Source organism: Streptomyces sp. NPDC018947, assembly GCF_044390505.1.
In the GTDB taxonomy this organism is placed as follows: Bacteria; Actinomycetota; Actinomycetes; order Streptomycetales; family Streptomycetaceae; genus Streptomyces.
This window is the reverse complement of the sequence record NZ_JBIRZD010000020.1, coordinates 36,619-49,933: the sequence shown is the minus strand read 5'-3', so window position 1 is coordinate 49,933 and position 13,315 is coordinate 36,619. Positions and strand designations below refer to the sequence as shown.

Sequence of the window (13,315 nt, the reverse complement as noted above, 5' to 3'; positions counted from 1 at the left end):
TGTGACGTTCCCGGTAGTCGGCATGGTCGGCGGGGGTCAGCTCGCTCGTATGACACACGAGTCGGGCATCCCGTTGGGCATCAGGTTCAAGCTTCTCAGTGACACCCCTCAGGATTCCGCGGCGCAGGTCGTGAGCGATGTCGTCATCGGCGACTATCGCGATCTGGACACGCTGCGCGCGTTCGCGAGGGGCTGCGACGTGATCACTTTCGATCACGAACATGTACCCACCGAGCATCTACGGGCCCTGGAGGCGGACGGCATCCCCGTGCGTCCCGGGCCCGACGCGCTCGTGCACGCCCAGGACAAGGGGGTGATGCGCGCCAGGCTCGACGCGATCGGCGTCCCGTGCCCGCGGCACAGGATCGTCTCCGATCCGCAGGACGTGGCGGCGTTCGCGCGTGAGGGCGACGGCTTCCCCGTCGTCCTCAAGACCGTGCGCGGCGGCTACGACGGCAAGGGCGTGTGGGTGGTGGACTCCGTGGAGGAGGCCGCGGAGCCCTTCCGCGCCGGTGTGCCCGTGCTGGCGGAGGAGAAGGTCGACTTCGTCCGCGAGCTGGCCGCCAACGTCGTCCGCTCCCCGCACGGCCAGGCGGTCGCCTACCCCGTCGTGGAGTCCCAGCAGGTCAACGGCGTCTGCGACACGGTGATCGCGCCCGCCCCCGGTCTCGACGAGGACCTGGCGCTCAGGGCCGAGGAGATGGCCCTCAGCATCGCCAAGGAACTCGGCGTCGTCGGCCACCTCGCCGTCGAGCTGTTCCAGACCCGCGACGGCCGCGTCCTCGTCAACGAGCTGGCGATGCGCCCGCACAACTCCGGCCACTGGACCATGGACGGCGCGATCACCTCGCAGTTCGCCAACCACGTCCGCGCCGTCCTTGACCTGCCGCTCGGCGATCCGCGCCCGCGCGCCAAGTGGACCGTGATGGCCAACGTCCTCGGCGGCGACTACCCGGACATGTACTCCGCGTACCTGCACTGCATGGCCCGCGACCCCCAGCTCAAGATCCACATGTACGGCAAGGACGTGAAGCCCGGCCGCAAGGTCGGTCACGTCAACACCTACGGCGACGACCTGGACGACGTGCTGGAGCGCGCCCGTCACGCTGCCGGCTACCTGAGAGGCACCATCACCGAATGAGCCCTGTTGTTGGCATCGTCATGGGGTCGGACAGCGACTGGCCCGTCATGGAGGCCGCCGCCAAGGCGCTCGACGAGTTCGAGATCGCCTACGAGGTCGACGTCGTCTCCGCGCATCGCATGCCGCGCGAGATGATCGCGTACGGCGAGCAGGCCGCCGGACGCGGGCTGAAGGCGATCATCGCCGGGGCCGGCGGCGCCGCCCACCTGCCCGGCATGCTCGCGTCCGTCACCCCGCTGCCGGTCATCGGCGTGCCCGTGCCGCTGAAGTACCTGGACGGCATGGACTCGCTGCTGTCGATCGTGCAGATGCCCGCCGGCGTCCCGGTCGCGACCGTCTCCGTCGGCGGCGCCCGCAACGCCGGTCTCCTCGCCGCCCGCATCCTCGCCGCCCACGACGAGGAGCTGCTGGGCCGGATGCGCGAGTTCCAGCAGGACCTCAACGACCAGGCCACCGAGAAGGGCAAGCGCCTGCGCTCCAAGGTCGAGGGCTCGGCGGCCGGCTTCGGGTTCGGAAAGTGACGGAGGGGACGCGGATGACCTCGCTGGACCGGGCCCGGGAACTGCTGCGCGAGTTCCCCGTCGTCGACGGCCACAACGACCTGCCCTGGGCGCTGCGCGAGCAGGTCGCCTACGACCTCGACGCCCGTGACATCGCCGAGGACCAGTCCGCCCACCTGCACACCGACCTCGCCCGGCTGCGGTCCGGCGGGGTCGGCGCGCAGTACTGGTCGGTGTACGTCCGCTCGGACCTGCCGGGCGCGCTCACGGCGACGCTGGAGCAGATCGACTGCGTACGGCAGCTCATCGACCGCCATCCGAAGGAGCTGCGCGCCGCGCTGACCGCCGCCGACATGGAGGCGGCCCGCGCGGAGGGCCGAATCGCGTCGCTGATGGGCGCCGAGGGCGGCCACTCCATCGACAACTCGCTCGCCGCCCTGCGGGGGCTGTACGCGCTCGGCGTGCGCTACATGACCCTCACCCACAACGACAACGTGGCGTGGGCGGACTCGGCGACCGACGAGCCCGGTGTCGGCGGCCTGTCGGCCTTCGGCCGCGAGGTCGTGCGGGAGATGAACCGCGAGGGCATGCTGGTCGACCTCTCGCACGTCGCCGCGACGACGATGCGGGACGCGCTGGACACCTCCAGCGCGCCGGTGATCTTCTCGCACTCCTCCGCCCGCGCCGTCTGCGACCACCCGCGCAACGTCCCGGACGACGTGCTGGAGCGGCTGCCCGCCAACGGCGGCATGGCGATGGTGACGTTCGTGCCGAAGTTCGTGCTCCAGGCGGCCGTGGACTGGACGGCCGCCGCGGACGAGAACATGCGCGCGCACGGCTTCCACCACCTCGACACGAGCCCCGAGGCGATGAAGGTCCACCACGCCTTCGAGGAGCGCAACCCGCGCCCCGTCGCCACGGTCTCCACGGTCGCCGACCACCTCGACCACATGCGCGAGGCGGCCGGCGTCGACCACATCGGCATCGGCGGCGACTACGACGGCACGCCGTTCCTGCCCGACGGCCTCGGCGACGTCTCCGGCTATCCGAACCTCATCGCCGAACTCCTCGACCGCGGCTGGTCCCAGGCGGACCTCACCAAGCTGACCTGGAAGAACGCGGTACGGGTGCTGGGCGCGGCCGAGGACGTGGCCCGCGGCCTCCAGGCCACCAGGGCCCCGTCCAACGCGACGATTCAGTCGCTGGACGGCTGACCGGCGAGGGCGGGGTAGTCGGTGTAGCCGGTCGCCCCGCCCACGTACATCAGATAGCGGTCCCGCACCTGGTTCAGAGGTGCGCCCAGGCGCAGCCGGGTCACCAGGTCGGGGTTGGCGAGGAACGGCCTGCCGAGGGCGATGAGGTCGGCCCCGGCCGCCAGCAGCCGCGCGGACGCCTCCTCGATCGCCGGGCCGGAGATCTCCTCCAGCACCGGGTTGGCGACCAGCGTGCCCGGCCACGCGGCGCGGACGGCGTGGAACACCGGGTCCCCGGGGTCGGCCGTGACCAGGTGCAGGTAGGCGAGGCCGAGCCCGCCGAGCCGTTCCGCGAGTGCCGGGTGGATCTCCTCCGTCCGGCCCTCCTCGATGCCGTTGACGGTGTTGCCGGGGGAGACCCTGACCCCCACCCGGTCGGCCCCGATCTCGGCGGCCACGGCCTCGGTCACCTCGGCCGTGAACCGGATGCGCGCCTCGGTCGAACCGCCGTAGCCGTCGGTGCGGCGGTTGGTGTTGCGGGCCAGGAACTGGTGCAGGAGATGGCCGTTGGCCGAGTGCACCTCCACTCCCTCGAATCCGGCGTCGAGCGCGTTGCGGGCGGCCCGGGCGAAGTCGGCGACGGTGGTGCGGATGTCCTCGGCGGTCATCTCCCGGGGCACCACCGCCGGCCGGTGCCCGTCCGGCGTGAAGATCGTCCCGGGGAGCGGCACGGGCGAGGGCGCCACCGGCGTCAGTCCGCTGGTCGCGGGGTGCCCGACCCGGCCGCCGTGCTGGAGCTGGAGGAACATCCCGCCGCCCCCGGCCTCGCGCACCGCCTCGGTGACCCGCCGCCAGCCGGCCACGTGGCGTGCGGTGTGGATCGCGGTGATGTTCGGATAGGTCTGCCCGACCGCGTTCGGCGTGGCGGCCTCCGCGATGATCAGGCCCGCCGAGGCCCGCTGGGCGTAGTACTCGGCCATGAGCGGGGTCGGGGTGCCGTCGGCCTCGGCCCGGTTGCGGGTCAGCGGGGCCATCAGCAGACGGTTGGGGAGGGTCAGGGGGCCGAGGGACGCGGGGGCGAGGAGTTCCGTGGAGTTCGTCATGTCCGTACGCTAGAACCTGACACTGATGTCAGAATCAAGCCCAGGGGAGACCGGACGATGCGGATCGGTGAGCTGTCCCGGCGCACCGGCGTCAGCGAGCGCTCGCTGCGCTACTACGAGAAGCAGGGGCTGCTCGCGGCCGAGCGGACGCCCGGCGGGCACCGCGAGTACCCGGAGCGGGCCGTCGACCGGGTCGTCCGGATCCAGGAGCTGTTCGCGGCCGGGCTGTGCAGCAGCAGGATCGCGCAACTGCTGCCCTGCATGCGGGACACGGACGGCGGACCCTCCGCGGTGGCCACTCCGCGGCTCGTCTCCGACCTCACCGCCGAGCGCGAGCGCATCGACCGGACCATCGCCGACCTGATCCGCTCCCGGGACACGCTGGACGAGGTCATCGAGGCGGCCCGGGGCGGCTGAACGCCACCCGCGCCGGGCCCGTCGCCGTACCCCCGAACGCCCCGCCCACCAGGAAGCCACTTTCCCCCCGTGCGACGGTGACGCTAACCGACGACGACGGTACGGGAGCCCGCGCGATGGCAGACCTCCAGGACGACCTGCACACCAGTACCGGGGCCGGCGGGTTCGGCGACCTGTCCGTGCCGCCGCCCGCGGAGGTCTTCCCGCCCGAGCCCTACGCCCCCGTCTCCGACCCGGACGACGAGCCGCTGACCCGGGCCCGCGCCGTGCTCGCCGCGCACCCCGTCGCCGACGGCTACTGCGGGCTGCCCCGGGCGCTGGGGAGCCTGTCCTGGTACGACCTGGAGCTCGGCGAGGGCAGTCTCGACACCGACGTGCCCCGGCTGCGCGAAGGGCACGTCGGCGCCCTGTTCTGGTCGCTGCACCTGCCCGAGGACACCGACGGGGACCGTGCCGTCGCCGCCGCGCTGGAGCAGCTCGACCTGGTCCGGACGGTCGTCCGCGACCACCCCGAGGGCCTCCGGCTCGCCCACGACGCCGGGCAGCTCATCGACGCGCGCAACTGCGGCCGGGTCGCCGTGCTGCCCGGGCCCGCCGGTGCCGCCGCGCTCGGCGACAGCCTCGCCGTCCTGCGCTCCCTGCACGCCCTCGGCCTGCGCGTGGTCACCCTCACCGGCGCGTCATGGGCGGGCGAGGAGGGACTGACCCGGTTCGGCGAGGAGGTCGTGCGGGAGATGAACCGGCTCGGCGTGCTCGCCGACCTGTCCGGCGCCGGTGCGCGGACCGTCCGCCGCACCCTCGCCGTCTCCAGGGCGCCGGCCGTGTGCACCCGCTCAGCCGCGCGTGCCCTGCGCCCGCACCCGGCCAACCTCCCCGACGACCTGCTCGTCGAACTGGGCGCGGCCGGGGGCCTGTGCATGGTGCCGCTGACCGCCGAGCAGACCGGCCCGACCGTGCGCGACGTCGCCGACCACCTCGACCACGTCCGCACCGTGGCCGGCCCGCGGAGCGTCGGCCTGTCCGGCACCTACGACACCGGCGCCGCCCACCCGCTGGAGCTGGGTGACGCGGCCGGTTACCCCAGGCTCATCGCCGAGCTGCTGCGCCGGGGCTGGGAAGAGTCCGACGTGGCCCTGCTGACCTGGGGCAACGTCCAGCGTGTGCTGCGCGGCGCGGCCTTCACCGCCCGTGCCGCGCAACTCCGCCGCCCGCCGTCGACGGCGACCGTCGCCGAGCTGGACGACTGAGCGGCACCGCGGTCAGGAGTGCTCGATCCGGCACAGGCAGAACGGATGCCCCGCCGGGTCGGCGTACACCATGAAGTCCTTCTTCTCCCGGTCCTCCAGGTCCAGCGGCCGCGCACCGAGCGCCAGCACCTTCTCGTGGGCCGCGTCCATCTCCTCCCAGGTCGCGCCGCCGTCGAAGTCCAGGTGGAACTGCTGCGCGTTGCGGTCGGAGCGCGGCCACTCCGGCGGGGTGAGTCCCGGCGCCCGCTGGAAGGCCAGCCGCGGCCCGCCGGGCACCTGGAGCACGACCCAGTCCGGGTCCTGCTCGTCGGGCGTGCCTCCCCCGATCCGCGCGTAGAAGCGGGCCAGTTCGCGGGGTTCGGGGCAGTCGACGACGACGGAACGGAAACGTGCCACCGGGGCCATGAATGATCCTCCTCGGGTCAGCCGGCGCAGAGGCAGAACGGGTGCCCGGCCGGGTCGGCGTAAACGCGGAACGTCCGGGTCCGGTCCTCGGTGTCCAGCGGGCGGGCGCCCAGCTCCAGAACCGCCTTCTCCGCCGCGTCCAGGTCCTTCACCTGGAGGTCGAGGTGGAACTGCTGCGCGCCGTCCGTGGCGGGCCACTTCGGCGGTACGTAGTCGGGGGCGGCCTGGAAGGCCAGCGCCCGGCCGCCCGGCAGCACCAGGTCGACCCACTCGTCCCGGCCGTCGTTCTGCACCTCGATGCCGCCGCCGAGCACGGCGGCGTAGAAGCGGGCCAGCGCGCGGGGGTCGGGACAGTCCAGGACGACGGCGCCCAGCTCGGCCACGGCCATGACTTCCTCCTCGGGGTCCGTGGTTACCTGCATGGGGCGGGTAACCGGTAACGGTTACTGCATGCTGCCGCATTGGCGGTAACGTCGCAAGCATGAGTGACAGATCGCCCGCACCGGGTGGCCTCGACCTGGTCGAGGCCCTGGTGAACACGCTGGACCTGGAGACGGGCGCCGACTCGCTGAGCACGCCGGAGGGCCGGGCCCGCTTCGGTCTGACCAAGGACGAGGTACCGGACGCGCGTGCCCTGCGCGAGTCCCTGCGTGCGGCCCTGCTCGCGCACGCCGGCCACCCCCCGCACCGCGCGGTCGTCCCGCTCGGCGAGCTGCTGGCGGGAGCCCCGCTGGTGGTGGCGGTCGACCCGGCCGACGGTTCCGCCGCGCTCGCCCCGGCGGGGAAGGGCACGTTGTCCGACCGCGTCGCCGCCGCCGTCGCCGAGGCGCTGGTCGCGGACACCTGGAGCCGGCTCAAGGCGTGCGAGGCCGCCGACTGCCACTGGGCGTACTACGACCGCAGCCCCGCCGGACGCGGGCGCTGGTGCTCGATGCGGGTGTGCGGGGCGCGCGCCAAGATGCGCCGCTACCGCGCCAGGGGGGCGTGAGCGCCCGGGGCGCACCGGTCGCCGCCGGGAGCGGTGCGGCAGAACGCGGGCGACGCCGGTCCGGCCGACTGAGCCTCGGCCCGACCGGGGTCCGCCCGCCGGGGCCGGAAGGGCTCAGGCCGTCGGCCGGCCCATCGCCCGGTAGGTCCAGCCGGCCCGCCGCCAGTCCTCCGCGTCCAGGGCGTTGCGCCCGTCGAGGAGCACCCGGGCCGCCGCGACCTCGCCCAGCGCCTCGGGGTCCAGCTCACGGAACTCCCGCCACTCCGTCAGGTGCAGCACGACGTCCGCGCCCCGCACCGCCTCCAGCGCCGAGTCGGCGTAGCCGAGCGTCGGGAACAGCCGGCGGGCGTTCTCCATGCCCTTCGGGTCGTACACCGTCACCTGGGCGCCCTGGAGGTGGATCTGCCCGGCCACGTTCAGCGCGGGAGAGTCCCGTACGTCGTCCGAGTCGGGCTTGAAGGTGGCGCCGAGGACCGCGACGCGCTTGCCGAGGAACGGGCCGCCGCCCAGCGCCTGCCGGGCCAGCTCGACCATCTGGCCGCGCTGGCGCATGTTGATGGAGTCGATCTCGCGCAGGAACGTCAGCGCCTGGTCGGCGCCCAGCTCACCGGCGCGCGCCATGAACGCCCGGATGTCCTTGGGCAGGCACCCGCCGCCGAAGCCGATCCCGGCCCGCAGGAACTTCCTGCCGATCCGGTCGTCGTACCCGATCGCCTCCGCCAGCTTGGCGACGTCGCCGCCGGCGGCCTCGCAGACCTCCGCCATCGCGTTGATGAAGGAGATCTTGGTCGCCAGGAAGGAGTTCGCGGCCGTCTTCACCAGCTCGGCGGTCGGGAAGTCCGTGACGACGAACGGGGAGCCCTCCGCCACCGGCGTGGTGTACACCTCGCGCAGCAGCTTCTCGGCCCGCTCGCTGCGCACCCCGACCACGATCCGGTCGGGGTGCAGGGTGTCCTCGACGGCGAAGCCCTCGCGCAGGAACTCCGGGTTCCACGCCAGCTCGGCGTCGCCGCCGGCCGGCGCGTGCCCGGCGAGGTAGGCGGCCAGCCGGTCGGCCGAGCCCACCGGCACCGTCGACTTGCCGACGACCAGGGCGGGGCCGCGCAGATGCGGGGCGAGCGAGGCCAGCGCGGCGTCGACGTACGACATGTCGCAGGCGTACTCGCCGTGCTTCTGCGGCGTGTTCACGCACAGGAAGTGCACGTCGCCGAAGGCGGCGACCTCCGCGTAGTCGGTGGTGAAGCGCAGCCGACCGCTGGAGCCCTCGATCCCGGCGACGTGCTTGCGCAGCAGGTCCTCGAGACCCGGCTCGTACATCGGGACCTCGCCCCGCTGGAGCATCTCGATCTTCTCGGGCACCACGTCCAGGCCCAGCACCTCGAAACCGAGTTCGGCCATGGCCGCCGCGTGGGTCGCGCCGAGATAGCCGGTACCGATCACGGTGATCTTGAGGGCCATGGGTGCTCCAGAGGTGTACGGCAGGCGTGCGGGCCCGAGCATATCCGGGCCCGGGGCCGGGCCTTTGGGGGCGGCTTTGCCCGCTGTCGTCAACCTCACCTATCCACGACGGTGGGCGGGGCTCTAAAATTTGGGTTACTTAACGGTAGTTAGCGTGCCCAGCATCACAGCGTTTTTGGAGCGTGAGAGACCTTGGCCGGATCGGCTGACTTCGACCTGTACCGCCCGTCCGAGGAGCACGACATGCTCCGCGACGCCGTCCGCGCGCTGGCCGAGGCGAAGATCGCGCCGTACGCCGCCGCGGTGGACGAGGAGGCCCGCTTCCCGCAGGAGGCCCTCGACGCCCTGACCGCGAACGACCTGCACGCGGTGCACGTCCCCGAGGAGTACGGCGGCGCGGGCGCCGACGCGCTCGCCACGGTCATCGTGATCGAGGAGGTGGCCCGCGTCTGCGCGTCCTCCTCCCTCATCCCGGCCGTGAACAAGCTCGGCTCGCTCCCGGTGATCCTCTCCGGCTCCGAGGAGCTGAAGAAGAAGTACATGACCCCGCTCGCCAAGGGCGACGGCATGTTCTCCTACTGCCTCTCCGAGCCCGACGCGGGCTCCGACGCGGCCGGCATGAAGACCAGGGCCGTCCGCGACGGCGACCACTGGGTGCTCAACGGCGTCAAGCGCTGGATCACCAACGCGGGCGTCTCGGAGTTCTACACGGTGATGGCCGTCACCGACCCGACCAAGCGCTCCAAGGGAATCTCCGCCTTCGTCGTCGAGAAGTCCGACGAGGGCGTCTCCTTCGGCGCCCCGGAGAAGAAGCTCGGCATCAAGGGCTCCCCGACCCGCGAGGTCTACCTCGACAACGTCCGCATCCCCGCCGACCGCATGATCGGCGAGGAGGGCACCGGCTTCGCCACCGCGATGCGCACCCTGGACCACACCCGCATCACCATCGCCGCCCAGGCCCTCGGCATCGCCCAGGGGGCCCTCGACTACGCCAAGGGCTACGTCCAGGAGCGCAAGCAGTTCGGCAAGCCGATCGCCGACTTCCAGGGCGTCCAGTTCATGCTCGCCGACATGGCCATGAAGATCGAGGCCGCCCGCCAGCTCACCTACGCCGCCGCGGCCAAGTCCGAGCGCGGTGACGGCGACCTCACCTTCCAGGGCGCCGCCGCCAAGTGCTTCGCCTCCGACGTGGCGATGGAGGTCACCACGGACGCCGTCCAGCTCCTCGGCGGCTACGGCTACACCCGGGACTACCCGGTGGAGCGCATGATGCGCGACGCCAAGATCACGCAGATCTACGAGGGCACGAACCAGGTCCAGCGCATCGTCATGGCGCGCAACCTGCCGTAACGCTCCTCACACGCGGAAGGGCGCCCGGGACGTCGGTCCCGGGCGCCCTTCCGCGTGTGCGCGGGCTCAGTCGTCGAAGCCCTCCGCCACCCGCTTCGCCCGCAGCTCCATGATCGCCCGGCGGCGGGCCAGCCGGTGGGTACGGCGGATCTGGGCCTCCTGGTAGCGGCGCTTGTCCCGCTCGGTCTCCGGGATCACCGGCGGCACGGCGCGCGGCCTGCCGTCGGCGTCCACCGCGGCGAACACCAGATAGGCCGAGCCGACCTGGGTGGCGGGCGCCGACTCGTTCCAGCGCTCGGCCAGCACCCGCACGCCGACCTCCATCGAGGTCCGCCCGGTCCAGTTGACCTGGGCCTTCACATGCACCAGGTCGCCGACCCGGACCGGTTCGAGGAACGCCATCTCGTCCATGGACGCGGTGACCGCGGGGCCGCCGGAGTGCCGGCCCGCCACGGCGCCGGCCGCGTCGTCGACCAGCTTCATGATCACGCCGCCGTGCACCGTGCCCAGAAGGTTGGTGTCGCTGTGGGTCATGATGTGGCTGAGGGTGGTGCGGGACGCCGAGGTCGGCTTGCCCGGGATCTCCGGGGCCGCCGACTCCGCGGCTGCGGCCTGTTCTGCCTGGTCTGTCATGCCCTCCACCTTATGCCGGGCCTGCGCCGGGGTGATTTGTGTCAGCTTCGCAACAGCGCCGCCCCTATTTTCCGACGCCCCTGTCAGCCGCGGTGTCCGGCCCGGCACACTGTTCCGCATGAATGATTGGCCCGAGGGATGGTCCGGTGACAACCGCGCCGGCCGGTACGGACGCGGCAGCGCGAGCGCACAGCCCGAAAGCGCCCGCGTGATGCGTCAGGTCCGCCGGGGCGCGGTGCCGCCGCCCGGCCCGGGCCCGTCGGCCCCGCCGCACGCGGGCGGGGTGCCGCGCCAGCCGTCGTACGTCGACGGCCAGGGCCACGGCGGATACGACAGCGGCTACAACACCGGCCAGGTCTACGGCAGCCCCGGCGGCCGCGGCCCCGCCGGCGGCGGCCCGGGCGGCGGGCGTCCCGCGCCCGACTGGCGGCGCCGGATCAAGTGGACGGCGATCACGGTGGTGACCGCGCTGGTCGTCACCACCGTCGGCACCTACTTCTGGGCCGACTCCAAGCTCAACCGCGAGGTCGACCTCTCGAAGGTCATCGACCGTCCCGAGGCCGGCGAGGGCACCAACTACCTGATCGTCGGCTCCGACAGCCGCGAGGGCATGACCGACGAGCAGAAGAAGGACCTGCACACCGGCTCCGCCGAGGGCAAGCGCACCGATTCCATGATGATCCTGCACACCGGGGACAACGGGTCGACGCTGGTCTCCCTGCCCCGCGACTCCGACGTGGAGATCCCGAGCTTCGTCGGCTCCGAGTCCGGCAAGAAGTACGCGGGCACGGGCCGGCACGTGAAGCTGAACGCCGCGTACGCCGAGGACGGCCCCGAACTGCTCGTGCGCACCGTCGAGTTCAACACCGGGCTGCGCATCGACCACTACGTCGAGATCGGCTTCGCCGGCTTCGCGAACATCGTGGACGCGGTCGGCGGCGTCGAGATCGACATCCCGCAGGACATCAAGGACAAGAAGTCCGGCGCCGACCTCAAGAAGGGCAAGCAGACCCTGAACGGCGAGGAGTCCCTGGCCTTCGTCCGCACCCGGTACGCGCTGGCCGGCTCCGACCTCGACCGCACCAAGAACCAGCAGAAGTTCCTCTCCGCCCTGGCGAGCCAGGTGGCCACCCCGTCGACCGTGCTGAATCCCTTCAGGCTGTACCCGACCATGGGCGCGGGCCTGGACTCCCTGATCGTCGACAAGGACATGGGCCTGTTCGACCTGGCCGGCATGTTCTGGGCGATGAAGAGCGTCAGCGGCGGCGACGGGACCTCCATGAACATGCCGATCTCCGGCAGCGTGGGCGGCAACCTCAAGTGGGACGACGCCAAGGTGAAGAAGCTGGTTGAGCAGCTCAGGAACGACGAGAAGGTCACCGTCTCGGGCAACTGAGCCACAGGCCGCTCACCGCTTGCCGCAGACCACCTCGTCGCCGCGCACCACGGTGCCCGACTTCCGCGGCGGCTCCGCCGGCGCCACCCGCACGACCCGCTCGAAGTCGGCGCCCGCGATGACCTTCAGCAGCGGCCCCTGGCCCTCGACCGGCTTCAGGGCGCTGCCGGGCAGGGCGGTGGCCAGCGACTTCGCCGACTGGTCCCAGCGGGGGTCGAAGGCGACGACGGTCCGCTGGGTCTCGCGGTCCTTGGCGTTCACCGGGGCCCGCGTGGTGCGGAAGCCCGTGGCGGCCAGCGCGTCGTCCACGCGCTTGCCGAGCCCGGAGGTGTGCGTGCCGTTCTGCACCTGGACGCGGATCTGCCTGGGGTCCACCGGCACCCTCACCGGCGCCGGTCCCGCGGGCCGGGGCCCGTGCGCGCCCAGCGGTCTGTCCTCGCGCAGGGCGTCGAAGATCCGCCGCGACTTCACGGGGTCCCACTTCAGGGTCGAGCCGACGCCCTTGACGGCGTAGCCCATCCGCCCGATCGGCACGGTGGTGAACTCGGAGGACGACGGAGAGAAGTTCCGCATCGCCCGCCCGAGCGCCAGCAGTTCGTCGGTGCCGAAGCCCTTGTCGGCCCGCACCGAGCCCAGCACCGCCTGGGTGACGTCCCGGAACTTCAGCGGGTTCAGCAGGATCCCGGACGAGGTCGCCCGGTCGATCAGGGCGGCCAGGAAGTGCTGCTGGCGCGTCATCCGGCTCAGGTCGGAGGCGCCGTCGAGGTGGCGGGCGCGGACGTACTGCAGCGCCTGTCCCCCGGACAGCTCGTGCGTGCCGGCCGGCAGGTCGAGCCCGGTGTAGCTGTCCTTGAGCGGCTTGGCGGTGCAGATCCGCACACCGCCGAGCACGTCCACCGTCTTCATGAAGCTGGTGAAGTCGACCTCCAGATAGTGGTCGATCTTCACCCGGGTCATGCTCTCCACGGTGCGGATGGTGAGCTGGGGGCCGCCCTCGGCGTAGGCCGCGTTCAGCTTCACCGGATGCCCCGAGTGCCGTTCGCCCGTGGTGCCGTCCACGTGCGGGGGCGTCACGGCGTACGAGTCGCGCGGCAGGCTGACCACGCTGGCCCGCTGCCGGTCCTCCGAGATGTGCACGATCATGATCGTGTCGGTGCAGTGGCAGGGCGCGCCGCCGAGCCGGTACTTGCGGCGCTCCTCCTTGCTGATCCGGTCGCGGCCGTCCGTGCCGACCAGCAGGACGTTCATGCCGTCCCCGGCCCGCGGCCGGTTCTTCATGTCCTTGAAGGCGTCGACGCGGGCGATGTCCGAGCCCACCCCCGACAGCACCGCGTGACCGATCCCCGCGGAGGCGAGCACCACCGCCGACAGCGCGGTCACCGTCCGAACGGCCCAGCGCGGCCGTTTGCGCCGGGCGGGTCGCCCCTGCGGGCGGCGGGACGCCCCCGGGCGGGTGCGCCGGGAGGGGCGAGTGCCCTGGGGGG

The 13,315-nt window shown here is 72.4% G+C and carries 14 protein-coding genes; 8 read left to right on the top strand and 6 right to left on the bottom strand.

Annotation, left to right across the window (positions count from 1 at the left end; translation table 11 throughout):
* Position 1: 1 nt before the first annotated feature.
* From ACH499_RS30665 to ACH499_RS30655, 3 genes are read left to right on the top strand one after another with little or no spacing between them, the layout of a single operon-like run.
* A complete protein-coding gene (locus ACH499_RS30665) occupies positions 2–1,141 on the top strand; it encodes a 5-(carboxyamino)imidazole ribonucleotide synthase (protein ID WP_356205455.1) in 1,140 nt (379 codons plus the stop codon).
* Positions 1,138–1,662, top strand: a complete 525-nt coding sequence (purE, locus tag ACH499_RS30660) for a 5-(carboxyamino)imidazole ribonucleotide mutase (protein ID WP_356205454.1) — start codon at positions 1,138–1,140, stop codon at positions 1,660–1,662. Before ACH499_RS30665 ends, purE begins: the two co-directional genes overlap by 4 nt.
* Before the next feature lie 14 nt (positions 1,663–1,676).
* The gene (locus ACH499_RS30655; protein ID WP_356205453.1) at positions 1,677–2,855 is read left to right on the top strand and encodes a dipeptidase; all 1,179 of its coding nucleotides are present in this window, start codon (positions 1,677–1,679) and stop codon (positions 2,853–2,855) included.
* Here ACH499_RS30655 and ACH499_RS30650 read toward each other — a convergent pair.
* Positions 2,837–3,937 carry an alkene reductase gene (locus ACH499_RS30650; protein ID WP_399019939.1) on the bottom strand — a complete coding sequence of 367 codons (1,101 nt, stop codon included), beginning with the start codon at positions 3,935–3,937 and terminating at the stop codon, positions 2,837–2,839. The genes ACH499_RS30655 and ACH499_RS30650 overlap by 19 nt on opposite strands.
* 57 nt (positions 3,938–3,994) lie before the next feature.
* Between ACH499_RS30650 and ACH499_RS30645 the strand changes: the two genes are divergently transcribed.
* Together ACH499_RS30645 and ACH499_RS30640 are read left to right on the top strand one after the other, a co-directional pair.
* On the top strand, positions 3,995–4,354 hold the full coding sequence (locus tag ACH499_RS30645; protein ID WP_356205451.1) for a MerR family transcriptional regulator: 360 nt from the start codon (positions 3,995–3,997) through the stop codon (positions 4,352–4,354).
* 116 nt (positions 4,355–4,470) lie between these two features.
* Positions 4,471–5,601: a dipeptidase gene (locus ACH499_RS30640; protein WP_399019935.1), complete on the top strand. Its 1,131-nt coding sequence runs from the start codon at positions 4,471–4,473 to the stop codon at positions 5,599–5,601.
* A 12-nt stretch (positions 5,602–5,613) separates the two neighbouring features.
* Here ACH499_RS30640 and ACH499_RS30635 read toward each other — a convergent pair whose 3' ends face one another.
* On the bottom strand, positions 5,614–6,006 hold the full coding sequence (locus tag ACH499_RS30635; protein ID WP_356205449.1) for a VOC family protein: 393 nt from the start codon (positions 6,004–6,006) through the stop codon (positions 5,614–5,616).
* Positions 6,007–6,023: 17 nt separating this feature from the next.
* A complete protein-coding gene (locus ACH499_RS30630; protein WP_356205481.1) occupies positions 6,024–6,395 on the bottom strand; it encodes a VOC family protein in 372 nt (123 codons plus the stop codon).
* A gap of 92 nt (positions 6,396–6,487) precedes the next feature.
* Between ACH499_RS30630 and ACH499_RS30625 the strand changes: the two genes are divergently transcribed.
* Positions 6,488–6,994 carry a CGNR zinc finger domain-containing protein gene (locus tag ACH499_RS30625; RefSeq protein ID WP_399019933.1) on the top strand — a complete coding sequence of 169 codons (507 nt, stop codon included), beginning with the start codon at positions 6,488–6,490 and terminating at the stop codon, positions 6,992–6,994.
* A 114-nt stretch (positions 6,995–7,108) separates the two neighbouring features.
* Here the strand turns inward: ACH499_RS30625 and ACH499_RS30620 are convergent, their stop codons facing one another.
* Positions 7,109–8,452, bottom strand: a complete 1,344-nt coding sequence (locus tag ACH499_RS30620) for a UDP-glucose/GDP-mannose dehydrogenase family protein (RefSeq protein ID WP_356205447.1) — start codon at positions 8,450–8,452, stop codon at positions 7,109–7,111.
* A 192-nt stretch (positions 8,453–8,644) separates the two neighbouring features.
* Here ACH499_RS30620 and ACH499_RS30615 point away from each other — a divergent pair, with 192 nt between their 5' ends.
* The gene (locus tag ACH499_RS30615) at positions 8,645–9,802 is read left to right on the top strand and encodes an acyl-CoA dehydrogenase (protein WP_356205446.1); all 1,158 of its coding nucleotides are present in this window, start codon (positions 8,645–8,647) and stop codon (positions 9,800–9,802) included.
* 66 nt (positions 9,803–9,868) lie between these two features.
* On the opposite strand, the gene ACH499_RS30610 is transcribed toward ACH499_RS30615, so the two are convergent.
* Positions 9,869–10,435 carry an acyl-CoA thioesterase gene (locus tag ACH499_RS30610; protein ID WP_399019930.1) on the bottom strand — a complete coding sequence of 189 codons (567 nt, stop codon included), beginning with the start codon at positions 10,433–10,435 and terminating at the stop codon, positions 9,869–9,871.
* Positions 10,436–10,553: 118 nt separating this feature from the next.
* On the opposite strand from ACH499_RS30610, the gene ACH499_RS30605 reads away from it, so the two are divergent.
* A complete protein-coding gene (locus ACH499_RS30605; protein WP_356205444.1) occupies positions 10,554–11,831 on the top strand; it encodes an LCP family protein in 1,278 nt (425 codons plus the stop codon).
* A gap of 12 nt (positions 11,832–11,843) precedes the next feature.
* Here the strand turns inward: ACH499_RS30605 and ACH499_RS30600 are convergent, their stop codons facing one another.
* A complete protein-coding gene (locus tag ACH499_RS30600) occupies positions 11,844–13,211 on the bottom strand; it encodes an LCP family protein (RefSeq protein ID WP_399019928.1) in 1,368 nt (455 codons plus the stop codon).
* Positions 13,212–13,315: the final 104 nt, after the last annotated feature.

Coding starts and splice junctions, on each gene's coding strand:
- ACH499_RS30655 (WP_356205453.1), top strand. CDS start 1,677: ATGACCTCGCTGGACCGGGCCCGGGAACTGCTGCGCGAGTTCCCCGTC.
- ACH499_RS30645 (WP_356205451.1), top strand. CDS start 3,995: ATGCGGATCGGTGAGCTGTCCCGGCGCACCGGCGTCAGCGAGCGCTCG.
- ACH499_RS30625 (WP_399019933.1), top strand. CDS start 6,488: ATGAGTGACAGATCGCCCGCACCGGGTGGCCTCGACCTGGTCGAGGCC.
- purE (WP_356205454.1), top strand. CDS start 1,138: ATGAGCCCTGTTGTTGGCATCGTCATGGGGTCGGACAGCGACTGGCCC.
- ACH499_RS30605 (WP_356205444.1), top strand. CDS start 10,554: ATGAATGATTGGCCCGAGGGATGGTCCGGTGACAACCGCGCCGGCCGG.
- ACH499_RS30620 (WP_356205447.1), bottom strand. CDS start 8,452: ATGGCCCTCAAGATCACCGTGATCGGTACCGGCTATCTCGGCGCGACC.
- ACH499_RS30610 (WP_399019930.1), bottom strand. CDS start 10,435: ATGACAGACCAGGCAGAACAGGCCGCAGCCGCGGAGTCGGCGGCCCCG.
- ACH499_RS30635 (WP_356205449.1), bottom strand. CDS start 6,006: ATGGCCCCGGTGGCACGTTTCCGTTCCGTCGTCGTCGACTGCCCCGAA.
- ACH499_RS30640 (WP_399019935.1), top strand. CDS start 4,471: ATGGCAGACCTCCAGGACGACCTGCACACCAGTACCGGGGCCGGCGGG.
- ACH499_RS30650 (WP_399019939.1), bottom strand. CDS start 3,937: ATGACGAACTCCACGGAACTCCTCGCCCCCGCGTCCCTCGGCCCCCTG.
- ACH499_RS30630 (WP_356205481.1), bottom strand. CDS start 6,395: ATGGCCGTGGCCGAGCTGGGCGCCGTCGTCCTGGACTGTCCCGACCCC.